At 55.7% G+C, this 22,912-nt stretch carries 17 protein-coding genes and 2 rRNA genes (1 of these 19 running past the window's edge); 15 read left to right on the top strand and 4 right to left on the bottom strand.

Going from position 1 to position 22,912, the window contains the following annotated elements:
• Positions 1 to 6 precede the first annotated feature (6 nt).
• The 14 genes from aceA to nuoN all read left to right on the top strand — a co-directional run bounded on the left by aceA (position 7) and on the right by nuoN (position 16,784).
• The gene (aceA, locus tag RGW60_RS03410; protein ID WP_297840380.1) at positions 7 to 1,332 is read left to right on the top strand and encodes an isocitrate lyase; all 1,326 of its coding nucleotides are present in this window, start codon (positions 7 to 9) and stop codon (positions 1,330 to 1,332) included.
• Between the two features lie 498 nt (positions 1,333 to 1,830).
• Positions 1,831 to 2,244 (top strand): NADH-quinone oxidoreductase subunit A, encoded by a 414-nt coding sequence (locus tag RGW60_RS03405; protein WP_322165208.1) that lies wholly within the window; start codon positions 1,831 to 1,833, stop codon positions 2,242 to 2,244.
• Between the two features lie 10 nt (positions 2,245 to 2,254).
• Positions 2,255 to 2,929, top strand: coding sequence for an NADH-quinone oxidoreductase subunit B (locus tag RGW60_RS03400; RefSeq protein WP_322202149.1), 675 nt, complete (start codon positions 2,255 to 2,257; stop codon positions 2,927 to 2,929).
• A 75-nt stretch (positions 2,930 to 3,004) separates the two neighbouring features.
• Positions 3,005 to 4,786 carry an NADH-quinone oxidoreductase subunit C/D gene (gene nuoC, locus RGW60_RS03395; RefSeq protein WP_322202147.1) on the top strand — a complete coding sequence of 594 codons (1,782 nt, stop codon included), beginning with the start codon at positions 3,005 to 3,007 and terminating at the stop codon, positions 4,784 to 4,786.
• 2 nt (positions 4,787 to 4,788) lie between these two features.
• Positions 4,789 to 5,286: an NADH-quinone oxidoreductase subunit NuoE gene (gene nuoE / locus RGW60_RS03390; protein WP_322165211.1), complete on the top strand. Its 498-nt coding sequence runs from the start codon at positions 4,789 to 4,791 to the stop codon at positions 5,284 to 5,286.
• Entirely contained in the window at positions 5,283 to 6,641 is a 1,359-nt protein-coding gene (nuoF, locus tag RGW60_RS03385) for an NADH-quinone oxidoreductase subunit NuoF (protein WP_322202145.1), read from the top strand. The genes nuoE and nuoF overlap by 4 nt, the downstream gene beginning before the upstream one ends.
• Positions 6,642 to 6,779: 138 nt before the next feature.
• Positions 6,780 to 9,497 (top strand): NADH-quinone oxidoreductase subunit NuoG, encoded by a 2,718-nt coding sequence (gene nuoG, locus RGW60_RS03380; RefSeq protein WP_322202143.1) that lies wholly within the window; start codon positions 6,780 to 6,782, stop codon positions 9,495 to 9,497.
• Entirely contained in the window at positions 9,494 to 10,501 is a 1,008-nt protein-coding gene (nuoH, locus tag RGW60_RS03375) for an NADH-quinone oxidoreductase subunit NuoH (protein WP_322202141.1), read from the top strand. Before nuoG ends, nuoH begins: the two co-directional genes overlap by 4 nt.
• 11 nt (positions 10,502 to 10,512) lie before the next feature.
• On the top strand, positions 10,513 to 11,061 hold the full coding sequence (gene nuoI / locus RGW60_RS03370; RefSeq protein ID WP_322202139.1) for an NADH-quinone oxidoreductase subunit NuoI: 549 nt from the start codon (positions 10,513 to 10,515) through the stop codon (positions 11,059 to 11,061).
• A 9-nt stretch (positions 11,062 to 11,070) separates the two neighbouring features.
• Positions 11,071 to 11,580 (top strand): NADH-quinone oxidoreductase subunit J, encoded by a 510-nt coding sequence (gene nuoJ, locus RGW60_RS03365; RefSeq protein ID WP_322202137.1) that lies wholly within the window; start codon positions 11,071 to 11,073, stop codon positions 11,578 to 11,580.
• Complete coding sequence (nuoK, locus tag RGW60_RS03360; protein ID WP_219064405.1) at positions 11,577 to 11,885, top strand: NADH-quinone oxidoreductase subunit NuoK; 309 nt, start codon at positions 11,577 to 11,579, stop codon at positions 11,883 to 11,885. The genes nuoJ and nuoK overlap by 4 nt, the downstream gene beginning before the upstream one ends.
• Positions 11,882 to 13,735 carry an NADH-quinone oxidoreductase subunit L gene (gene nuoL / locus RGW60_RS03355; RefSeq protein ID WP_322202135.1) on the top strand — a complete coding sequence of 618 codons (1,854 nt, stop codon included), beginning with the start codon at positions 11,882 to 11,884 and terminating at the stop codon, positions 13,733 to 13,735. Before nuoK ends, nuoL begins: the two co-directional genes overlap by 4 nt.
• 39 nt (positions 13,736 to 13,774) lie before the next feature.
• Positions 13,775 to 15,307, top strand: coding sequence for an NADH-quinone oxidoreductase subunit M (nuoM, locus tag RGW60_RS03350; protein ID WP_322202133.1), 1,533 nt, complete (start codon positions 13,775 to 13,777; stop codon positions 15,305 to 15,307).
• Between the two features lie 7 nt (positions 15,308 to 15,314).
• Positions 15,315 to 16,784 (top strand): NADH-quinone oxidoreductase subunit NuoN, encoded by a 1,470-nt coding sequence (gene nuoN, locus RGW60_RS03345; protein ID WP_322202131.1) that lies wholly within the window; start codon positions 15,315 to 15,317, stop codon positions 16,782 to 16,784.
• Positions 16,785 to 16,844: 60 nt separating this feature from the next.
• Here nuoN and RGW60_RS03340 read toward each other — a convergent pair whose 3' ends face one another.
• Positions 16,845 to 17,909, bottom strand: coding sequence for an AI-2E family transporter (locus RGW60_RS03340; RefSeq protein ID WP_322202129.1), 1,065 nt, complete (start codon positions 17,907 to 17,909; stop codon positions 16,845 to 16,847).
• A gap of 165 nt (positions 17,910 to 18,074) precedes the next feature.
• The gene (locus RGW60_RS03335) at positions 18,075 to 19,757 is read right to left on the bottom strand and encodes a methyl-accepting chemotaxis protein (RefSeq protein WP_322202127.1); all 1,683 of its coding nucleotides are present in this window, start codon (positions 19,755 to 19,757) and stop codon (positions 18,075 to 18,077) included.
• A 351-nt stretch (positions 19,758 to 20,108) separates the two neighbouring features.
• Here RGW60_RS03335 and queD point away from each other — a divergent pair, with 351 nt between their 5' ends.
• On the top strand, positions 20,109 to 20,465 hold the full coding sequence (gene queD, locus RGW60_RS03330; RefSeq protein WP_322202125.1) for a 6-carboxytetrahydropterin synthase QueD: 357 nt from the start codon (positions 20,109 to 20,111) through the stop codon (positions 20,463 to 20,465).
• Between the two features lie 123 nt (positions 20,466 to 20,588).
• On the opposite strand, the gene rrf is transcribed toward queD, so the two are convergent.
• Both rrf and RGW60_RS03320 read right to left on the bottom strand, forming a co-directional pair.
• Positions 20,589 to 20,704, bottom strand: a 5S ribosomal RNA gene (gene rrf, locus RGW60_RS03325).
• A 144-nt stretch (positions 20,705 to 20,848) separates the two neighbouring features.
• Positions 20,849 to 22,912 (bottom strand): 23S ribosomal RNA (locus RGW60_RS03320); it runs 827 nt beyond the window's last position.

The raw sequence follows: 22,912 nt of genomic DNA, 5'->3' as shown, positions 1-22,912 counted from the left end.
ATCTCCATGGCACTGACACGCGAACAGCAAATTGCAGCCCTTGAAAAAGATTGGGCTGAAAACCCACGCTGGAAAAACGTGACGCGCAATTATTCTGCCGCTGACGTCGTCCGCCTGCGTGGCTCTGTCCAGCCTGAACATACATTCGCCAAGCTGGGTGCCGAAAAGCTCTGGAATCTGGTCACCCAAGGTGCTCACCCGTCTTTCCGCCCTGACAAAGATTTCGTCAACTGCATGGGCGCCCTGACCGGCGGCCAAGCGGTGCAACAAGTCAAGGCCGGTATTCAGGCGATCTACTTGTCTGGCTGGCAAGTAGCTGCCGATAACAACTCCGCCGAGTCCATGTACCCTGACCAATCGCTGTACCCGGTTGACTCGGTTCCAACCGTGGTCAAGCGCATCAACAACTCGTTCCGCCGTGCCGACCAGATTCAATGGAAAGCGGGCAAAACTCCGGGCGACGAAGGTTACATTGACTACTTCGCACCTATTGTTGCTGACGCCGAGGCCGGTTTCGGCGGTGTGCTGAACGCTTACGAATTGATGAAAAGCATGATCGAAGCAGGCGCTGCCGGCGTTCACTTTGAAGATCAATTGGCATCAGTCAAAAAATGCGGCCATATGGGCGGCAAAGTATTAGTGCCAACCCAAGAAGCCGTGCAGAAGCTGACCGCTGCTCGCTTGGCCGCTGACGTTGCTGGCGTACCGACCATCATTCTGGCCCGTACCGACGCTAACGCAGCTGACTTGCTGACTTCCGACTGCGATCCGTACGACGTGCCATTCGTGACCGGCGAACGTACTCAGGAAGGTTTCTACAAAGTCCGGGCCGGCCTGGACCAAGCTATTGCTCGCGGTTTGGCTTACGCGCCATACGCCGATCTGATTTGGTGTGAAACCGCCAAACCGGATCTGGCAGAAGCTCGTCGCTTTGCTGAAGCGATCAAAAAGGAATACCCGGACCAACTGCTTTCCTACAACTGCTCGCCGTCTTTCAACTGGAAGAAAAATCTGGACGACGCAACCATCGCCAAGTTCCAACGCGAACTTTCAGCCATGGGCTACAAGCACCAGTTCATCACGCTGGCGGGTATTCACAACATGTGGCACAGCATGTTCAACCTGGCGCACGACTACGCCCGCAACGACATGACTGCCTACGTGAAACTGCAAGAGCAAGAGTTCGCTGACGCTTCCAAGGGTTACACCTTCGTGGCTCACCAGCAGGAGGTCGGTACTGGCTATTTCGACGACATGACCACTGTGATCCAAGGTGGCTCGTCCTCCGTGACCGCACTGACCGGCTCGACCGAAGAAGAACAGTTCCACTAAATCTTCATCGCAACCCGCAGCACTGAAAAAGCCGCCCCACTTGGGGCGGCTTTTTCGTATCTGCGCTATCGCGCAGCAGATAGCGCCTAGAGAAACACGCAATTGCGGCCGGCTGCAAAATTACACATCACGATGGCTTCTTTGCAAGCAAGTTGACTCCACGTGACTGATAGATGTTTTAAATCTAATTAATCGCATCGAACATCGATAGGTTACGAAAACAGTCCACGGATGATATTAATTATCATCAATAAAACGAATGTTTATTACCCTACGAAAGAATCATTATTGGCGAAATTCCGTGTAATGCCCGTGGAGCCTGGCCCTGCGGGGGTTTAAGCGTGTTCGGCCGGTTAACCAAATGAATATTTTTGAGCTAGATAATTTTACTTGGCACCCGTTTACCCATAAAATCACCCGGATTGATTTGCTGCGACATATCGTCACTGCTTTGTTACTCAAGCTCAGAGACCTTTGCTCTCTGTTAAGGATTACAGCATGCCCGAATCGACAGGTCTGATTGCCCATAACTGGGGCTTCGCCATTTTCCTTTTGGGTGTAGTAGGCCTTTGTGCCTTCATGCTCGGTGTATCTAGCCTCTTGGGCAGCAAAGCCTGGGGCCGCAGCAAAAACGAACCGTTCGAATCAGGCATGCTGCCTACTGGTGGTGCCCGGCTGCGGCTTTCGGCAAAATTCTATCTGGTCGCGATGCTCTTCGTGATCTTCGACATCGAAGCCCTTTTTCTCTTTGCCTGGTCTGTGTCCGTCCGCGAAAGCGGCTGGACCGGATTCGTTGAAGCTCTCGTTTTCATAGCAATTCTGTTGGCAGGTCTTGTCTACCTATGGCGGGTTGGAGCACTTGATTGGGCTCCTGAAGGTCGCCGTATTCGGCAAGCGAAGCTGAAACAATGAGGCTTTGGCGATGCAATACACTCTTACAAAGATCGATCCGGATGCTCCTAACGAGGACTATCCAATCGGCGAGCGAGAAATCGTTGCCGACCCGCTAGAAGATCAAGTCCACAAAAACATTTACATGGGCAAGCTCGAAGACGTGCTCAACGGTGCCGTCAACTGGGGTCGAAAAAACTCCCTGTGGCCGTACAATTTCGGCCTGTCGTGCTGTTATGTGGAAATGACCACCGCTTTCACGGCGCCCCATGACATCGCACGCTTCGGCGCCGAAGTTATTCGGGCATCACCGCGTCAAGCGGACTTCATGGTTATTGCCGGGACTTGCTTTATCAAGATGGCGCCGATCATTCAGCGCCTCTACGAGCAAATGCTCGAACCCAAGTGGGTTATCTCCATGGGCTCGTGCGCCAACTCCGGTGGTATGTACGACATCTATTCTGTAGTCCAGGGGGTGGATAAATTCCTTCCCGTGGATGTCTACGTGCCTGGCTGCCCACCCCGTCCAGAGGCATTTCTGCAAGGCTTGATGCTGCTGCAGGAATCTATTGGACAGGAGCGTCGTCCGCTTTCTTGGGTTGTCGGTGATCAAGGCGTATACCGCGCCGAGATGCCGTCGCAAAAGGAACAGCGCCGCGAACAGCGTATTCAGGTCACCAACCTGCGCAGCCCCGACGAAGTCTGATTCGGTTCTTTCTTTTTACAAAAGAGAAAAGAACCTGGGTTCATTCTGTACGTTGACCGAAAGCGATCGAGACCTATGACTGCAGACACCGCTCTGTACATCCCGCCTTACAAGGCTGACGACCAAGACGTCGTCGTTGAATTGAACACCCGCTTTGGCCCGGAGACGTTTACCGTCCAGCCTACGCGCACCGGTATGCCGGTGCTCTGGGTTGACCGTGCGAAGCTGGTTGAAGTGATGACCTTCCTGCGCAAGCTGCCTAAGCCCTACGTCATGCTGTACGACCTGCATGGCATGGATGAACGCCTGCGCACTCACCGGCGCGGCTTGCCGGCTGCCGACTTCAGCGTGTTCTACCACCTGCTGTCGATCGAACGTAATAGTGACGTGATGATCAAGGTCGCCTTGTCTGAGAGCGACCTCAGACTGCCGACGATCACCGGCATATGGCCAAACGCCAACTGGTACGAGCGCGAAGTGTGGGACATGTTCGGCATCGACTTTGCGGGCCATCCACACTTGACTCGAATCATGATGCCGCCGACCTGGGAAGGTCACCCGCTGCGCAAAGACTTCCCGGCACGCGCCACTGAATTCGACCCGTTCAGCCTGAACCTGGCTAAACAACAGCTTGAAGAAGAAGCCGCACGCTTCCGCCCTGAAGACTGGGGCATGAAGCGTTCGGGCGCGAACGAGGACTACATGTTCCTCAACCTCGGACCGAACCACCCTTCTGCCCACGGCGCGTTCCGCATCATCCTGCAACTGGACGGTGAAGAAATCGTCGACTGCGTTCCGGACGTCGGTTACCACCACCGGGGTGCCGAGAAAATGGCCGAGCGCCAGTCCTGGCACAGCTACATTCCATACACGGACCGCATCGACTATCTCGGCGGGGTTATGAACAACCTCCCGTATGTACTCTCAGTCGAAAAGCTGGCCGGCATTAAGGTGCCAGAAAAAGTCGACGTCATTCGCATCATGATGGTCGAGTTCTTCCGTATCACCAGTCACCTGCTGTTCCTCGGGACTTACATCCAGGACGTAGGAGCAATGACCCCGGTGTTCTTTACCTTCACCGACCGTCAACGGGCGTACACCGTAATCGAAGCTATCACCGGCTTCCGTCTGCACCCGGCCTGGTTTCGCATCGGCGGCGTCGCCCACGACTTGCCTCGTGGCTGGGAAAAGCTGGTCAAGGACTTCATCGACTGGATGCCAAAGCGTCTGGACGAGTATCAAAAAGCCGCGCTGGACAACAGCATTTTGAAGGGTCGTACGGTGAACGTTGCGGCCTACAACACCAAAGAAGCGCTGGAGTGGGGCGTTACCGGCCCGAGCCTTCGTGCGACGGGCCTGGACTTCGACCTGCGTAAGGCGCGTCCGTATTCAGGCTACGAAAACTTCGAGTTTGAAGTTCCGCTCGCGGCCAATGGCGATGCCTACGACCGCTGCATCGTGCGCGTTGAAGAGATGCGCCAAAGCCTCAAAATCATCGGCCAATGCCTGCGCAATATGCCGGAAGGCCCGTACAAAGCGGATCACCCGCTGACGACGCCGCCGCCCAAAGAGCGCACTTTGCAGCACATCGAAACCTTGATCACGCACTTCCTGCAAGTTTCGTGGGGGCCGGTAATGCCGGCCAACGAAGCGTTCCAGATGATTGAAGCGACCAAGGGTATCAACAGTTATTACCTGACGAGCGACGGCGGCACCATGAGCTACCGTACCCGAATTCGCACCCCAAGCTTTCCGCACCTGCAGCAGATCCCTTCGGTGATCAAAGGCAGCATGGTCGCGGACTTGATTGCGTATCTGGGTAGTATCGATTTCGTTATGGCCGACGTGGACCGCTAAGCATGAATAGCACGCTGATCCAGACAGACCGTTTCGCCCTGAGCGAAACCGAGCGCTCGGCCATCGAGCACGAGATGCATCACTACGAAGACCCGCGAGCGGCGTCTATCGAAGCGTTGAAAATTGTTCAAAAGGAGCGTGGCTGGGTGCCGGACGGCGCTATCTATGCCATCGGTGAACTCCTTGGCATTCCTGCCAGCGACGTTGAGGGCGTGGCGACGTTCTACAGTCAGATCTTCCGCCAACCGGTAGGACGCCACATAATCCGTGTGTGCAACAGCATGGTCTGCTTCATCGCTGGCCACGAGTCGGTGCTGAGTGAGATCCAGTCTTCGCTGGGCATTGTTCCAGGACAAACCACGGCCGACGACCGCTTCACCTTGCTGCCTGTCTGCTGCCTGGGCAATTGCGACAAGGCCCCGGCCGTGATGGTCGATGACGATACATTTGGCAACGTGCAACCTGGCGGCGTGGCCAAAATGTTGGAGGGTTACCTATGACCATCACTTCCTTCGGCCCCGCCAACACAATTGCGCGTGCGCCGGAAACTCACCCGCTGACCTGGCGCTTGCGCGACGACGGCGAGCCGGTGTGGCTGGATGAATACCAGCGCAAGGACGGCTACGCTGCCGCCCGCAAAGTGTTCGCCGAGCTATCGCCGGACGAAATCGTTCAAGCGGTGAAGGAATCCGGCCTTAAGGGTCGCGGCGGTGCGGGCTTTCCCACCGGCGTAAAGTGGGGCCTGATGCCAAAAGACGATTCCATGAATATCCGTTACTTGCTATGCAACGCGGATGAAATGGAACCTAACACCTGGAAAGACCGGATGTTGATGGAGCAACTGCCCCATCTGCTGATCGAAGGCATGCTGATCAGCGCCCGGGCGTTGAAAGCCTATCGCGGCTACATCTTCTTGCGCGGCGAATACACTACTGCAGCGGTGCACCTGCGCCGTGCAGTAAAAGAAGCCGAAGCGGCTGGTTTCCTTGGCAAAAACATTCTGGGCACCGGGTTCGATTTCGAACTGATCGTCCACACCGGCGCCGGGCGTTACATCTGCGGCGAAGAAACCGCACTGATCAACTCCCTGGAAGGCCGTCGCGCCAACCCACGCTCCAAGCCGCCCTTCCCCGCTGCCGTTGGCGTGTGGGGCAAGCCGACCTGTGTGAACAACGTCGAAACCCTGTGTAACGTCCCGGCCATCGTCGCCAACGGCAACGATTGGTACAAGGCGATCGCGCGCCCAGGCAGTGAAGACATGGGCACCAAACTCATGGGCTTCTCCGGCAAAGTAAAGAACCCTGGCCTGTGGGAACTGCCTTTCGGCTTGCCGGCTCGTGAGTTGTTCGAAGATTACGCGGGCGGCATGCGCGACGGCTTTAAGCTCAAGTGCTGGCAACCAGGCGGCGCCGGTACGGGGTTCCTGCTACCTGAGCATCTGGACTGCCTGTTTTATGCCGGTGGCGTCGCCAAAGTCGGCACGCGGATGGGCACTGGTCTGGCGATGGCCGTTGATGACACGGTCAACATGGTATCGCTGATGCGCAACCTGGAAGAGTTCTTCTCCCAAGAGTCTTGCGGCTTCTGCACCCCATGCCGTGATGGTTTGCCATGGAGCGTAAAGATTTTGCGCGCCATCGAAAACGGCGAAGGTCAACCGGGCGATATCGAAACGCTGTTGGGCTTGGTCAACTTCCTCGGCCCTGGCAAAACCTTCTGTGCCCACGCACCGGGCGCCGTGGAACCGCTGGGCGCAGCCATCAAGTATTTCCGGTCGGAATTCGAAGCCGGTATCGCGCCAGCACGTGCGGGCAGCCTGACTCAGGTGATCAGTCCGACAGTGGTTGGCGCATAACAAGATAGAAAAGGTCGGCAGCCCATAAAGCCGCCGACCTCGTACCCGATGACGTCCTGACGGGCTGTTTGATACGGGTAGCACCGAGATTCCATTAGCCACGCCCGCTGACACCGGGCCAACGAAGAACTTTGAACCATGGCCACTATCCACGTAGACGGCAAAGCGCTCGAGGTCGATGGCGCAGACAACCTGTTACAGGCATGTCTGTCGCTGGGCCTCGATATTCCCTATTTCTGCTGGCACCCCGCCCTTGGCAGCGTTGGCGCTTGTCGCCAATGCGCAGTCAAGCAGTTCACCGACGAGAACGACACCCGTGGTCGTATCGTCATGTCCTGCATGACCCCCGCCACCGACGGCAGCTGGATTTCCATCGACGACCAGGAAGCGAAAATGTTTCGCGCCAGCGTCGTCGAATGGCTAATGACCAACCATCCGCACGACTGCCCAGTCTGCGAAGAAGGCGGTCACTGTCACCTGCAAGACATGACAGTAATGACGGGACACAACGAACGTCGCTATCGCTTTACCAAGCGCACGCACCAGAACCAGGAACTCGGCCCGTTCATCGCTCACGAGATGAACCGCTGCATCGCCTGCTACCGTTGCGTCCGCTTCTATAAAGACTACGCCGGCGGCACTGACCTCGGAGTATTCGGTGCCCACGACAACGTGTACTTCGGTCGCGTTGAAGACGGCGCGCTGGAAAGCGAGTTCTCCGGCAACCTCACCGAGGTTTGCCCGACCGGTGTGTTCACCGATAAGACTCACTCCGAGCGTTACAACCGTAAATGGGACATGCAGTTCTCGCCGAGCATTTGCCACGGCTGTTCGAGCGGTTGCAACATCAGCCCCGGTGAACGTTATGGCGAAATTCGTCGTATCGAAAACCGCTACAACGGTTCGGTAAACCAGTATTTCCTGTGTGACCGTGGCCGCTTCGGTTATGGCTACGTTAACCGCGAAGACCGTCCGCGCCAGCCGCTGTTGGCTGATGGCATGGTCAAGTTGGGCCTCGATGCCGCCCTCGATAAGGCCGCTGATTTGCTACGCGGTCGCAATATCGTGGGCATCGGTTCACCGCGTGCCAGCCTCGAAAGCAACTACGCGCTTCTCGAACTGGTCGGTGCGGAGCATTTCTACTCGGGTATCGAAGCCGGCGAGCTGACGCGTATTCAACTGATCGCCAAGGTTTTGAAAGACAGCCCGCTACCGATCCCGACTATGCGCGACATCGAAGATCACGATGCAATTTTCGTTCTCGGCGAAGACTTGACCCAAACCGCAGCCCGAATGGCGTTGGGCCTGCGTCAAGCGGTCAAAGGCAAATCTGAAGACATGGCCGCGGCGATGAAAGTCCAGCCGTGGCTCGACGCTGCGGTTAAGAACATCGGTCAGCACGCGCTGAACCCGCTGTTTATTGCCAGCCTTGCCGAGACCCGTCTCGATGATGTTGCCGAAGAATGCGTCCACGCAGCGCCGGACGATCTGGCCCGTATCGGTTTCGCCGTCGCCCATGCCATTGACGCCAGTGCGCCAGCGGTTGAAGGCTTGGACAGCGATGCCCTTGAACTGGCCCAGCGTATCGCCACGGCGCTACTCGCCGCCAAGCGTCCGTTGATCATTTCCGGAAGCTCCTTGGGCTCGATCGCGTTGATCGAAGCGGCGGCAAACATTGCCAAAGCCTTGAAGCTGCAAGACAAGCAAGGTTCGATCAGCCTGATCGTGCCGGAAGCCAACAGCCTTGGCCTGGCAATGCTCGGCGGCGGGTCCCTCGACGACGCATTGCAGGCGGTGATTTGCGGTAAAGCCGACGCCATGGTGGTGTTGGAAAATGACCTGTTTACCCGTGTCGACGCCCCTACGGTGGACGCTGCGTTCAAGGCCACTAAGGTACTGATCGTTGCTGATCACCAGAAAACCCCAACCAGCGATCGCGCTGATCTAGTCTTACCGGCGGCCAGCTTTGCCGAAGGCGACGGTACGTTGGTTAGCCAGGAAGGCCGCGCCCAGCGCTTCTTCCAAGTGTATGACCCAACCTACCTAGACGCTGGCATCCTGATTCATGAAGGCTGGCGCTGGTTGCACGCCCTGCGCTCGACACTGCTGAACAAGCCGATTGACTGGACTCTGCTTGATCACGTCACCGCCGCAGTTGCTGCCAGCACTTCCCAGTTGGCCGGAATCATCAACGCAGCACCGTCCGCATCGTTCCGCATCAAAGGCTTGAAACTGGCTCGCGAACCGTTGCGTTACAGCGGCCGCACCGCCATGCGCGCGAACATCAGCGTGCATGAACCGCGCACCTCGCAGGACAAAGACACCGCGTTCTCGTTCTCGATGGAAGGCTATTCGGGCTCGGTTGAACCTCGCCAACAGGTGCCGTTCGCCTGGTCGCCGGGTTGGAACTCGCCACAAGCGTGGAACAAGTTTCAGGACGAAGTTGGTGGCCACTTGCGCGCCGGTGACCCTGGTGCGCGCTTGATCGAAACCCAAGGCGACAATTTGTCCTGGTTCGCCAGCGTACCCGGTGCGTTTTCGCCGGCTCGCGGAACGTGGCAAGTGGTGCCGTTCTATCACCTGTTCGGCAGCGACGAAACCTCGTCCAAGGCCGCACCTGTTCAGGAACGCATTCCCGCCGCCTACGTCGCGCTCGCCAAGTCGGAAGCTGATCGTCTGGGTGTCAATGAAGGCGCGCTGCTGAGCGTGAATATCGAGGGTAAGACCCTACGCTTGCCCCTGCGGATCAGCGAAGAGTTGGGCGCCGGTCTGGTGGCGCTGCCTTCGGGTCTCGCCGGGATTCCGCCAGCGCTGTTTGGCAAAACCGTTGATGGTCTGCAGGAGGCAGCACTATGACTTGGTTTACCCCTGTCGTGATCGACTCGATCATCGCGGTCGTCAAAGCCATTGTGATTCTGTTGGCCGTGGTGGTCAGTGGCGCACTGCTGAGCTGGGTCGAGCGTCGTTTGCTCGCCCTTTGGCAAGACCGTTACGGTCCGAACCGAGTAGGCCCATTCGGTGCGTTCCAAATCGCTGCCGACATGATCAAGATGTTCTTCAAGGAAGACTGGACACCGCCGTTCGCCGACAAGGTGATTTTCACCTTGGCCCCGGTAGTGGCCATGAGTGCCTTGTTGATCGCCTTCGCGATTATCCCGGTCACCGAAAGCTGGGTCATTGCTGACCTGAACATCGGCATCCTGTTCTTCTTCGCCATGGCCGGTCTGTCCGTCTACGCGGTGTTGTTTGCTGGCTGGTCGAGCAATAACAAGTTTGCCTTGCTCGGCAGCCTAAGGGCTTCGGCCCAGACGGTGTCCTATGAAGTATTCATGGGCCTGTCGTTGATGGGTATCGTGGTGCAGGTCGGCTCGTTCAACATGGGCGATATTGTCCAGTACCAAGCCCAACACCTGTGGTTCATCATTCCGCAGTTCTTTGGCTTCTGTACCTTCTTCATCGCTGGCGTCGCCGTGACTCACCGTCACCCGTTCGACCAACCGGAAGCCGAACAGGAACTGGCCGACGGTTACCACATCGAATATGCAGGTATGAAGTGGGGCATGTTCTTTGTCGGTGAGTACATCGGCATTGTGCTGATCTCGGCATTGTTGGTGACCCTGTTCTTCGGCGGCTGGCATGGTCCGTTCAACATTCTGCCTTCGCTGTCTTTTATTTGGTTCGCCTTGAAGACCGGGTTCTTCATCATGCTGTTCATTCTGTTGCGTGCTTCTATTCCGCGCCCACGGTATGACCAGGTGATGGATTTCAGCTGGAAATTCTGCCTGCCGCTGACCCTGATCAATTTGTTGGTGACCGCTGCGATCGTGTTGTTAAACACGCCCGCTGGCGCGGTTCAGTGAGGATATAACCCATGCTCAAGTATCTAATTGGCATCGTGCATGGCACCTACACCCAGCTTCGCAGCCTGGTGATGGTGTTCTCACATGCATTCCGCAAGCGCGACACATTGCAATACCCGGAAGAACCGGTGTACCTGCCGCCCCGCTACCGTGGCCGTATCGTCCTGACCCGCGACCCTGACGGCGAAGAACGTTGTGTAGCGTGCAACCTGTGCGCCGTGGCTTGTCCGGTCGGCTGTATATCGTTGCAAAAAGCCGAGACCGACGACGGTCGCTGGTATCCGGAGTTTTTCCGCATCAACTTCTCGCGCTGCATTTTCTGTGGCCTCTGCGAGGAAGCCTGCCCGACCACTGCGATCCAGCTGACACCGGATTTCGAAATGGCCGAGTTCAAACGTCAGGATCTGGTTTACGAGAAGGAAGATTTATTGATCTCCGGCCCTGGTAAAAACCCTGATTACAACTTCTATCGCGTTGCCGGTATGGCCATCGCCGGTAAGCCTAAAGGCTCCGCGCAGAATGAAGCCCAGCCGATCAACGTGAAGAGCTTGCTGCCTTAAGGAAGAAAGATGGAATTCGCTTTCTATTTCGCGTCCGGCGTCGCTGTTGTGTCCACCCTTCGGGTGATCACCAACACTAACCCGGTGCACGCCCTGCTCTACCTGATCATTTCGCTGATTGCCGTGGCAATGACGTTTTTCAGCCTCGGCGCGCCGTTTGCCGGGGTTTTGGAAGTTATCGCTTACGCTGGCGCCATCATGGTCCTGTTCGTGTTTGTGGTGATGATGCTGAACCTGGGGCCTGCCTCGGTGCAGCAAGAACGTGTCTGGCTCAAGCCCGGCATCTGGACGGGGCCGGTTATTCTCGGCGTTTTGTTGTTGGCTGAATTGCTGTATGTGCTGTTCAACAATTCCACCGGCGCCGCCATCGGGCACACCACTGTAGACGCCAAAGCCGTGGGCATTAGCCTGTTCGGTCCTTACCTGCTGGTGGTTGAACTGGCCTCCATGCTGCTGCTCGCAGCAGCGGTGACGGCATTCCATCTTGGCCGCAGTGAGAGCGAAGGAGCTAAGCCATGAATGCAATACCTCTAGAGCATGGTCTGGCGGTTGCCGGCATCCTGTTCTGCCTTGGCCTGGTCGGCCTGATGGTGCGGCGCAACATTCTCTTCGTGCTGATGAGCCTGGAGATCATGATGAACGCGTCAGCGCTGGCCTTCGTCGTCGCCGGCAGCCGTTGGGCACAGCCGGATGGACAGATCATGTTCATTCTGGTGATCAGCCTTGCGGCCGCCGAGGCCAGTATTGGTCTGGCGATCCTGATGCAGTTGTATCGCCGCTTCCACACTCTCGATATCGACGCTGCCAGCGAGATGCGCGGATGAACCTTCTCTTTCTGACATTCGTATTCCCCCTCATTGGTTTCCTGCTGCTGTCGTTTTCTCGCGGGAAAATCTCCGAAAATCTGGCCGCGCTGATTGGCGTTGGCTCTATCGGCTTGTCGGCTATTGTTGCCGCCTGGGTCATCTTCCAGTTCAACGTTTCACCGCCTGAGGGTGGCCATGTCACCTACGTACTGTGGCGCTGGATGTCGGTGGATGGTCTGGAACCCAACTTCGCCCTGTACCTGGATGGCCTGGCGGTCACCATGTTGGGCGTGGTGGTTGGCGTTGGATTCCTGATTCACGTGTTCGCGTCCTGGTACATGCGCGGTGAGGCCGGTTACTCGCGCTTCTTCGCTTACACCAACCTGTTTATCGCCAGCATGCTGTTCCTGATCCTCGGCGATAACCTGATGTTCCTGTATCTGGGCTGGGAAGGCGTAGGACTGTGCAGCTATCTGTTGATCGGGTTCTACTACAGCAACCGTAACAACGGTAATGCCGCTCTAAAAGCTTTTATCGTGACCCGAATCGGCGACGTCTTCATGGCCATCGGTTTGTTCATCCTGTTCCAGCAATTGGGAACCTTGAATATTCAGGAACTGCTGGTCCGTGCACCACAGCACTTCACCACTGGCGATTTCTGGATCGTATTTGCCACCTTGATGCTGCTCGGCGGTGCAGTGGGTAAATCCGCACAACTGCCGTTGCAAACCTGGCTGGCGGATGCGATGGCAGGCCCGACCCCGGTTTCTGCGTTGATCCACGCGGCAACCATGGTGACTGCCGGTGTTTATCTGATAGCCCGGACCCACGGTCTGTTCGAGCTGGCACCGAACGTTCTGCACTTGGTCGGTATCGTTGGTGGTGTCACGCTGGTGTTGGCGAGTTTTGCGGCGCTGGTCCAAACCGACATCAAACGTATCCTGGCGTACTCGACCATGAGCCAAATCGGCTACATGTTCCTGGCGTTGGGCGTTGGTGCTTGGGAGGGTGCGATTTTCCACCTGATGACCCACGCGTTCTTCAAGGCGCTGCTATTCCTTGCGTCCGGCTCGGTGATCGTTGCCTGCCACCACGAACAAAACATCTTCAAGATGGGCGGTCTGTGGAAAAAGCTGCCGCTGGCTTACACCAGTTTTATCGTGGGCGGCGCCGCGTTGTCGGCTCTGCCTCTGATCACCGCGGGCTTCTACTCCAAGGATGAAATTCTTTGGGAAGCGTTCGCCAGCGGTAATCACGGGCTCCTGTATGCCGGTTTGTTCGGGGCGTTTATGACGTCGCTGTACACCTTCCGTCTGATCTTTATTGCCTTCCACGGTGAAGCGAAAACTGAAGCGCACGCTGGTAAAGGCATTGCGCATTGGTTGCCGCTGTCGGTGCTGATTGTGCTGTCGACCTTCGTCGGCGCGCTTATCACTCCACCGCTGGCCAGCGTGCTGCCGCAAAGCGTTGGGCATGCCGGTGGCGCTGCCAAAGACAGTTTGGAAATCGCCTCGGGCGCCATCGCCCTGGCCGGTATTCTGCTGGCGGCGATGCTGTTCCTCGGCAAGCGCCGCATTGCAACGGCCGTTGCTAAAAGCGAGCTGGGGCGTTTCCTGTCAGCCTGGTGGTTCGCCGCATGGGGCTTCGATTGGTTATACGACAAACTCTTCGTCAAGCCGTATCTGATGATCAGCCACGTGCTGCGCAAAGACCCGCTCGACCACATGATTGGCTTGATCCCGCGAGTGGTTAAAGGCGGCAACACCGCCATGAGCCGCACCGAGACCGGTCAATTGCGTTGGTACGCTGCTTCAATGGCTGCAGGCGCTGTATTGGTGCTCGGCGCCATCGTGCTGGTTGCGGTCTGATATGAACCTTGCGAATTTGCGAAAGGAAATGAGCCCGTCATGATTCTGCCTTGGCTAATCCTGATCCCCTTTATCGGTGGCCTGCTGTGTTGGCAAGGTGAGCGCTTCGGCGCCACCCTGCCACGTTGGATCGCGCTACTGACCATGTCTCTGGAACTTGCTCTCGGCCTTTGGCTGTGGGGCACCGGTGACTTCCATTTTGCCCCGGCGCCCGGCGTCGATCCTACGTGGGCAGTTGAATTCAAGCAGCAGTGGATCGCCCGCTTCGGCATCAGCGTGCATTTGGCGCTCGATGGCTTGTCGCTGCTGATGGTGCTGTTGACCGGCATGCTCGGTATCTTGTCGGTGCTGTGTTCGTGGAAGGAGATCCAACGTAACGTCGGTTTCTTCCACCTCAACCTGATGTGGATTCTGGGCGGTGTGATTGGCGTATTCCTCGCTATCGACCTGTTCATGTTCTTCTTCTTCTGGGAAATGATGCTGGTGCCGATGTATTTCCTCATCGCGCTTTGGGGTCATAGTTCGTCAGACGGCAAGAAAACCCGAATCTACGCAGCGACCAAGTTCTTCATCTTCACTCAGGCCAGCGGCTTGATCATGTTGGTGGCGATCCTCGGCTTGGTGATGGTCCACTTCAACAGTACCGGGGTGATCACCTTTGATTACACCCAATTGTTGAAAACCAAACTGGCACCGGGCACTGAATACATCCTGATGCTGGGCTTCTTCGTCGCGTTTGCGGTGAAACTGCCGGTGGTGCCGTTCCACTCCTGGCTGCCGGATGCCCACGCACAGGCTCCGACCGCAGGTTCTGTTGACCTTGCCGGTATTCTGTTGAAGACGGCAGCCTATGGCCTACTGCGCTTCGCTCTGCCGCTGTTTCCCAATGCTTCGGCAGAGTTTGCCCCCATTGCCATGACGCTGGGCCTGATCGGTATCTTCTATGGCGCGTTCCTTGCGTTCGCCCAAACCGATATCAAGCGCCTGATTGCGTTCTCCAGCGTGTCGCATATGGGTTTCGTACTGATCGGGATTTATTCCGGCAGCCAGCAGGCGCTGCAAGGCGCCGTGATTCAGATGCTTGCTCACGGTGTTTCGGCAGCCGCCTTGTTTATTCTCAGCGGCCAGTTGTACGAACGTCTGCACACCCGTGACATGCGTGAAATGGGGGGTATCTGGTCGCGCATAGCTTACTTGCCGGCTATCAGCCTGTTCTTCGCTGCCGCGTCGCTCGGCCTGCCCGGTACCGGTAATTTTGTCGGGGAGTTCCTCATTCTGATCGGCACTTTCGTCCACTCCCCTTGGATCACCGGCATAGCAACGGCGGGCCTGGTGTTCGGTTCGGTCTACTCGTTGATCATGATCCACCGTGCCTATTTCGGCCCTTCCAAGTCGGAAGAAGTCTTGCACGGTATGGACGCACGCGAGCTGCTCATGGTGCTCGGCTTAGCGGCATTGCTGGTATACATCGGCGTATACCCACAACCGTTCCTCGACACCTCTGCTGCCACGATGCATGGCGTGCAGCAATGGCTTGGCATCGCCTTCACTCAACTTGCTTCGGCACGGTAAGAGCGCTATGGACCTTACGATTCAACACTTTATTGCGCTTGCGCCGCTGCTGATTACCAGCCTCACCGCCGTTGTGGTGATGTTGGGCATCGCATGGCGTCGCAATCACTCGCAGACCTTTCTGCTCACCGTGGGTGGCCTCAATCTTGCGCTGCTTTCAATTTACCCGGCACTGAAAGTAGCGCCGCTGGCGGTCACGCCGCTGTTGCAGATCGATAATTTTGCTTGCCTTTACATGGCCCTAATCCTGGCGTCTACGCTGGCCTGTGTCACTTTGGCTCATGCTTATCTGGGCGAGAAGTCCACAGGTTATCCGGGTAACCGAGAAGAACTTTACCTGCTGATCCTGATGGCTGCGGCCGGTGGCTTGGTATTGGTCAGCGCGCAACACTTGGCAAGCTTGTTTATCGGCCTCGAACTGCTGTCGGTACCGGTTTACGGTTTGGTCGCTTACGCCTTCTTCAACAAGCGTTCTCTCGAAGGCGGCATCAAGTACATGGTGTTGTCGGCTGCCGGTTCTGCGTTTCTGCTGTTCGGCATGGCGCTGTTGTATGCCGAAGCGGGTTCGTTGAGCTTCAGCGGTATCGGCCACGCGTTGGCGGCTACCGGTCTGCCTAGCCCGATCGCCCAGATGGGCTTGGCGATGATGTTGATCGGCTTGGCGTTCAAACTGTCGCTGGTGCCGTTCCACTTGTGGACCCCGGACGTGTACGAAGGTGCCCCTGCCCCGGTAGCGGCGTTCCTGGCAACCGCGAGTAAAGTTGCGGTGTTCGCGGTGCTGGTCCGTCTGTTCCAGATCTCACCGGCGGCCGGCAGCGGTGTGCTGTACACGGTGATGGCGGTGATTGCCGTTGCGTCGATCCTGATCGGTAACTTACTGGCGTTGACTCAGACCAACCTCAAGCGACTGCTGGGCTACTCGTCCATCGCTCACTTCGGTTATCTGATGATCGCGTTGGTGGCCAGCAAGGGCATTGCTGTCGAAGCCATAGGTGTTTACCTGGTGACGTATGTCATTACGACCTTGGGCGCTTTCGGTGTCGTGACGTTGATGTCCTCGCCTTACAGCGGTCGCGATGCCGACGCGCTGTTCGAATTCCGTGGTCTGTTCTGGCGGCGTCCGTACCTGACGGCAGTGATGACCGTAATGATGCTGTCGCTGGCGGGTATCCCACTGACGGTTGGCTTCATTGGTAAGTTCTACATCATCGCCACCGGTGTCGAATCGCACCTGTGGTGGTTGACCGGTACGCTAGTGATTGGTAGCGCCATCGGCCTGTTCTATTACCTGCGAGTGATGGTCACGCTGTTTCTGGTGGAACCTACCCTGCACCGTCACGATGCCCCGTTCAACTGGGCACAACGTACTGGCGGCGTGATGCTGCTGGTAATCGCGGTGTTGGCGTTCATCCTCGGCGTGTACCCACAACCGTTGCTGGACATGGTGCATCACGCCGGCTTGCAACTGCTTAGCTGATTGGGACGCACCTACAAAAAATGCCCTGCAATGCAGGGCTTTTTATTGGCTGCTGGAACGCTATCCGGGCAGACGCACGGTTTGTTTCGCCTCGGTGAACAGAGCCCACGTAGACATGAACAAAGCGGCAACCATCGGCCCTATAACAAACCCGTTAATCCCGAAGACCGCCATACCGCCTAGAGTCGAAATCAGGATCAAGTAGTCCGGCATCCGCGTGTCCTTACCCACCAGAATCGGGCGCAATACGGTGTCCACCAAGCCGATGACGAATATACCAAACAACGTAAGCACCACCCCCTGCCAAATCAGGCCGCTGAGCAAGAAGTAAGCAGCCACTGGCGCCCAGACGATACCCGCCCCCACCGCTGGCAATAATGAAAGAAAGGCCATCAACACGGCCCACAGCAAGGCGCTGGGAATATCGAGGACCCAGAAGATGAGTCCACCTAACACCCCCTGAACCACCGCCATGACGACGTTACCTTTCACCGTAGCCCGCACAACCCGATTGAACTTGAGTTGTAACCGGCGCTTTTGCGGCTCTGCCAGTGGGATAGCCAGACGAATTCTACGGACCAGGTCATGCCCGTCGCGCAGGAAGAAAAACAGCAAGTACAGCATGATGAAAAAGCTGATCACAAAGTTGAACGTGCCCTGACCGAAGCTGAATGCCTGGGTCGCCAAGTATTGGCTACCTTCCATGGATACCTTGACGATTTTATCCCGCAAGCTATTAAGGTCACCCATTCCAACCCGGTCGAGCAAGTGCCTGAAGTACGGCGGCAACGCGTCTTTGAAATGCGCCAGGTATTTGGCAATGTCCAATTGCCCACTCTCGATGTTGTTATAAACCATGGCTCCTTCTTGAACCAGCAAGGTGCTGATAATGATGACCGGCAAAATTGCGATTAGCAGGCATACGGTCAAGGTACACAGCGATGTCAGGTTGCGTTGCCAGCCAAACTTCATCAGCAACCGTCGTTGCAGAGGCGCGAAGATGATGCCGAGAATCACAGCCCAAAAGACCGCACCATAAAACGGCATCAAAATCCAAATAAAAGCGATGGTGACTACTACCATCAGCACCAGGAAGGTTTTGTGTTGCAGCGTGGTTTCGTTCATGTCCGATCCATGTCAGTAAGACTCCGCACAAATGCGACTTACTGTTTAGTCAGCCAATCTTCGAGCGAGTGCCGTAGCTTTGTACTGTCCCTGGACGGTAGGAGAAACGACACAAAATAACCAATAAGGCATGGGTAGAACCATTGCGGCGCTACCCAAATAAAATCAAATACGAAATTGGCCGACGAGCTTACCAAGTCGTTGTCCGAGGTCTGCAAGATTACGGGACGTTTGTGCACTTTGTTGGGTCTGGTCAGCAACGCTGTCTACCGCCTCAGCGATCTGGTGCACACTGCGGTTGATTTCTTCGGCCACAGCGGTTTGCTCATCAGCGGCGCTAGCAATCTGCGCGTTCATCGAGTTGATGGTGCCGATCAGCGTCGCAATGGTGTCCAGCGAAACACCCGCTTCATTAGCCTGCGCGGAAGTGCCATCACCCGCTTCACTGGAACGACGCATGGCCTCAACCGCCCCTTTTGTGCCGGTTTGCAGACGATCAATCATGGTCTGAATTTCTTGTGTGCTCTGCTGGGTGCGACTGGCCAGTGCCCGCACTTCGTCAGCAACGACCGCAAACCCCCGTCCGGCCTCTCCTGCCCGTGCCGCCTCAATGGCCGCGTTAAGTGCCAATAAATTGGTTTGGTCGGCGATAGAGCGAATGACGCCCAACACATTCACGATCGAAGAGACATCATTCTGCAGACTATCGAGGGACGTGCCACTGCTGCGGATGTCTTTAACCAGCGCATGAATTTGCTTGATACTGCCATCCACAACGCGCTTTGCTGCCTGCCCCTCCGCATCAGTTTGCTGAGCGGCAATAGCGGCCCCTTGAGCGCTTTTTGCTACCTCGTGTGCGGCCGCAGACATTTCATTGATGGCGGTGGCTACTTGATCAGTTTCCTGACGTTGACGGTCCATTGCTTTTTCTGAGCGATGAGCTTGGTCTGATACTTCCGTTACCAGTCCTGATAACTGATCGGTCATTTCAGCAATTTGGCACACTAAGCCATGAATTTTGTCGACGAAACGGTTGAAAGAACCTGCTAATTTCCCTAACTCATCGTCACTTGAAACGCTTAGTCGACGAGTCAGGTCTCCCTCACCCGAGGCAATGTCGTCAAGATTGGCTTTCATCAGGCCTATTGGCCGTACAATCGTACCGGCCAATAGGCCGCCGACGATGGCAATGATGAGCAGTACTAACAGGGCAATGCCAACGATACTTATCAACATGCTGTGCATGCGATCATCAACGTTCTTCTCGACAAGCGCCACTTGGGCGTCGATACCCGCCAAACTGACCGATGAGCCGACCACCATATCCCATTTAGGCAGGTACTCGGTGTAGCCCAACTTTGGCATGGATTCATGGGATTTACCGGGCATTGATGAGGAGTACTGCAAGTAATGCGTACCGGCTTTGCCAACCGCCACTAAGTCTCGGTTGTAGTAGACGCCGTTGGCATCACGAACGTCTTTGAAGCTTTTACCTATGTCATCAGAGCTGCTGCCTTTGAACAGGCGTACGGCTTCCGAATCATAGCCAAAAAAGTAGCCATCCTTGCCGTAAGAAATTGCCGAGAGCATTTTCACGACCTGTGCGCGGGCCACCTTATCGCCTTGCGCGGAGGCGTCGTAAAGGGGCTTGACTGCACCCAGCGCTACCGCGACGAAATTCTGCAAATTTGCCTTTGCGTCGTTAAGAAGTCGCTCGCGGGTATCGTCAACTTCTCTTTTGGCTTGATCCTGCAACATAATGACGGTGGTCACGCTTATGACTAGCGCGAAAATGAGCACGGGCAGCACAGCCAGCGACAGCACTTTGGTCTTCAAATTGAGACGCATAAGTTTCAACTCTTATTTAAGGTCAAGCGTTTTAGTCAATACATTCGTCTAGTTAGCGGCCCCAGCGTTAAAAAGTTGAGCTTCAACTGCAGGGTCGTCAAGAAACGCTATTTATGGGTACAAAAAAATATAAATGGTCACTATACGACCAGCCGAGGGTGAGGCCCGCAACTACAGATTTACGGCCCATACATTAATAATTCGCGCACGAGACCGCCTTTTGAGCGCGGGGGTTAGCCCTTTTTCGGACATCAAGCCGTGACTCATTGCTTAGCCTTCTAGTAAAGCATTGCTGCTAGACTACTAATCTTTTTTCGCCCTGGCGAATGCCTTTTTAGAGCTCAATGCATTGTGGAAATTTTTAAAGAGTTTACGTTTGAATCCGCACATCGCCTGCCTCATGTACCAGAAGGTCATAAGTGCGGCCGTCTGCATGGACACTCATTCCGCGTCGCTGTCTATCTGGCTGGCAAGGTTGATCCTCATACCGGTTGGATTCGCGACTTTTCCGAAATCAAAGCGATATTTAAACCGCTGTACGATCGTCTCGATCACAATTATCTAAATGACATTCCGGGTCTTGAAAATCCAACCAGCGAAGTGTTGGCTAAATGGATCTGGGAGCAGCTGAAGCCTCTACTCCCAGAACTCTCGGCCATTCGTATTCACGAGACGTGTACCAGTGGCTGCGAATATCGGGGCGACTGAATTCGGAAGCAGTCAAAAACCACCTTTATGGTGGTTTTTTTATGGATTGGATCTGCCTCGGTTTATTTCTGCGCACAAACAAAACCCCTGAACGCGTAAGCGATCAGGGGTTCTGGAATTTAATCTTGACGATGACCTACTCTCACATGGGGAAACCCCACACTACCATCGGCGATGCATCGTTTCACTACTGAGTTCGGGATGGGATCAGGTGGTTCCAATGCTCTATGGTCGTCAAGAAATTCGGTAGCCGACCCGCGTATCCCTTTCAGGACGCCCGGTTCAGCGAATGGGGATGTGATAGATCTGTGGGTTTGCCAATTTTCGGTTGTGTCGTCTTCACACACCTCAATCTGCTTCATCGCAAATTGCTTGGGTGTTATATGGTCAAGCCTCACGGGCAATTAGTATGGGTTAGCTCAATGCCTCACAGCACTTACACACCCCACCTATCAACGTCGTAGTCTTCGACGGCCCTTCAGGGGACTCAAGGTCCCAGTGAGATCTCATCTTGAGGCTAGTTTCCCGCTTAGATGCTTTCAGCGGTTATCTATTCCGAACATAGCTACCCGGCAATGCCACTGGCGTGACAACCGGAACACCAGAGGTTCGTCCACTCCGGTCCTCTCGTACTAGGAGCAGCCCCTCTCAAATCTCAAACGTCCACGGCAGATAGGGACCGAACTGTCTCACGACGTTCTAAACCCAGCTCGCGTACCACTTTAAATGGCGAACAGCCATACCCTTGGGACCGGCTTCAGCCCCAGGATGTGATGAGCCGACATCGAGGTGCCAAACACCGCCGTCGATATGAACTCTTGGGCGGTATCAGCCTGTTATCCCCGGAGTACCTTTTATCCGTTGAGCGATGGCCCTTCCATACAGAACCACCGGATCACTAAGACCTACTTTCGTACCTGCTCGACGTGTCTGTCTCGCAGTCAAGCGCGCTTTTGCCTTTATACTCTACGACCGATTTCCGACCGGTCTGAGCGCACCTTCGTACTCCTCCGTTACTCTTTAGGAGGAGACCGCCCCAGTCAAACTACCCACCATACACTGTCCTCGATCCGGATAACGGACCTGAGTTAGAACCTCAAAGTTGCCAGGGTGGTATTTCAAGGTTGGCTCCACGCAGACTGGCGTCCACGCTTCAAAGCCTCCCACCTATCCTACACAAGCAAATTCAAAGTCCAGTGCAAAGCTATAGTAAAGGTTCACGGGGTCTTTCCGTCTAGCCGCGGATACACTGCATCTTCACAGCGATTTCAATTTCACTGAGTCTCGGGTGGAGACAGCGCCGCCATCGTTACGCCATTCGTGCAGGTCGGAACTTACCCGACAAGGAATTTCGCTACCTTAGGACCGTTATAGTTACGGCCGCCGTTTACCGGGGCTTCGATCAAGAGCTTCGCGTTAGCTAACCCCATCAATTAACCTTCCGGCACCGGGCAGGCGTCACACCCTATACGTCCACTTTCGTGTTTGCAGAGTGCTGTGTTTTTAATAAACAGTCGCAGCGGCCTGGTATCTTCGACCGGCGTGGGCTTACGCAGTAAATGCTTCACCCTCACCGGCGCACCTTCTCCCGAAGTTACGGTGCCATTTTGCCTAGTTCCTTCACCCGAGTTCTCTCAAGCGCCTTGGTATTCTCTACCCAACCACCTGTGTCGGTTTGGGGTACGGTTCCTGGTTACCTGAAGCTTAGAAGCTTTTCTTGGAAGCATGGCATCAACCACTTCATGTGCCTAAGCACACTCGTCATCAGCTCTCGGCCTTAGAATCCCGGATTTACCTAAGATTCCAGCCTACCACCTTAAACTTGGACTACCAACGCCAAGCTGGCCTAGCCTTCTCCGTCCCTCCATCGCAATAACCAGAAGTACAGGAATATTAACCTGTTTTCCATCGACTACGCTTTTCAGCCTCGCCTTAGGGACCGACTAACCCTGCGTCGATTAACGTTGCGCAGGAAACCTTGGTCTTTCGGCGTGGGTGTTTTTCACACCCATTATCGTTACTCATGTCAGCATTCGCACTTCTGATACCTCCAGCAAGCTTCTCAACTCACCTTCACAGGCTTACAGAACGCTCCTCTACCGCATCACCTAAGTGATACCCGTAGCTTCGGTGCATGGTTTGAGCCCCGTTACATCTTCCGCGCAGGCCGACTCGACTAGTGAGCTATTACGCTTTCTTTAAAGGGTGGCTGCTTCTAAGCCAACCTCCTAGCTGTCTAAGCCTTCCCACATCGTTTCCCACTTAACCATGACTTTGGGACCTTAGCTGACGGTCTGGGTTGTTTCCCTTTTCACGACGGACGTTAGCACCCGCCGTGTGTCTCCCATGCTCGGCACTTGTAGGTATTCGGAGTTTGCATCGGGTTGGTAAATCGGGATGATCCCCTAGCCGAAACAGTGCTCTACCCCCTACAGTGATACATGAGG

It is taken from the genome of Pseudomonas sp. AB6 (assembly GCF_034314105.1).
GTDB lineage: Bacteria > Pseudomonadota > Gammaproteobacteria > Pseudomonadales > Pseudomonadaceae > Aquipseudomonas.
The sequence above is the reverse complement of the archived record's forward strand: the minus strand, read 5'-3'. Positions and strand labels throughout refer to the sequence as shown.

Bases quoted from the DNA above. Each gene is read 5' to 3' on its own strand.
- nuoK (WP_219064405.1), top strand. From the start codon at position 11,577: ATGAATGCAATACCTCTAGAGCATGGTCTGGCGGTTGCCGGCATCCTG.
- nuoG (WP_322202143.1), top strand. From the start codon at position 6,780: ATGGCCACTATCCACGTAGACGGCAAAGCGCTCGAGGTCGATGGCGCA.
- nuoJ (WP_322202137.1), top strand. From the start codon at position 11,071: ATGGAATTCGCTTTCTATTTCGCGTCCGGCGTCGCTGTTGTGTCCACC.
- nuoI (WP_322202139.1), top strand. From the start codon at position 10,513: ATGCTCAAGTATCTAATTGGCATCGTGCATGGCACCTACACCCAGCTT.
- RGW60_RS03340 (WP_322202129.1), bottom strand. From the start codon at position 17,909: ATGAACGAAACCACGCTGCAACACAAAACCTTCCTGGTGCTGATGGTA.
- aceA (WP_297840380.1), top strand. From the start codon at position 7: ATGGCACTGACACGCGAACAGCAAATTGCAGCCCTTGAAAAAGATTGG.
- nuoF (WP_322202145.1), top strand. From the start codon at position 5,283: ATGACCATCACTTCCTTCGGCCCCGCCAACACAATTGCGCGTGCGCCG.
- nuoH (WP_322202141.1), top strand. From the start codon at position 9,494: ATGACTTGGTTTACCCCTGTCGTGATCGACTCGATCATCGCGGTCGTC.
- nuoE (WP_322165211.1), top strand. From the start codon at position 4,789: ATGAATAGCACGCTGATCCAGACAGACCGTTTCGCCCTGAGCGAAACC.
- RGW60_RS03400 (WP_322202149.1), top strand. From the start codon at position 2,255: ATGCAATACACTCTTACAAAGATCGATCCGGATGCTCCTAACGAGGAC.
- nuoC (WP_322202147.1), top strand. From the start codon at position 3,005: ATGACTGCAGACACCGCTCTGTACATCCCGCCTTACAAGGCTGACGAC.
- RGW60_RS03335 (WP_322202127.1), bottom strand. From the start codon at position 19,757: ATGCGTCTCAATTTGAAGACCAAAGTGCTGTCGCTGGCTGTGCTGCCC.
- nuoM (WP_322202133.1), top strand. From the start codon at position 13,775: ATGATTCTGCCTTGGCTAATCCTGATCCCCTTTATCGGTGGCCTGCTG.
- nuoN (WP_322202131.1), top strand. From the start codon at position 15,315: ATGGACCTTACGATTCAACACTTTATTGCGCTTGCGCCGCTGCTGATT.
- RGW60_RS03405 (WP_322165208.1), top strand. From the start codon at position 1,831: ATGCCCGAATCGACAGGTCTGATTGCCCATAACTGGGGCTTCGCCATT.
- nuoL (WP_322202135.1), top strand. From the start codon at position 11,882: ATGAACCTTCTCTTTCTGACATTCGTATTCCCCCTCATTGGTTTCCTG.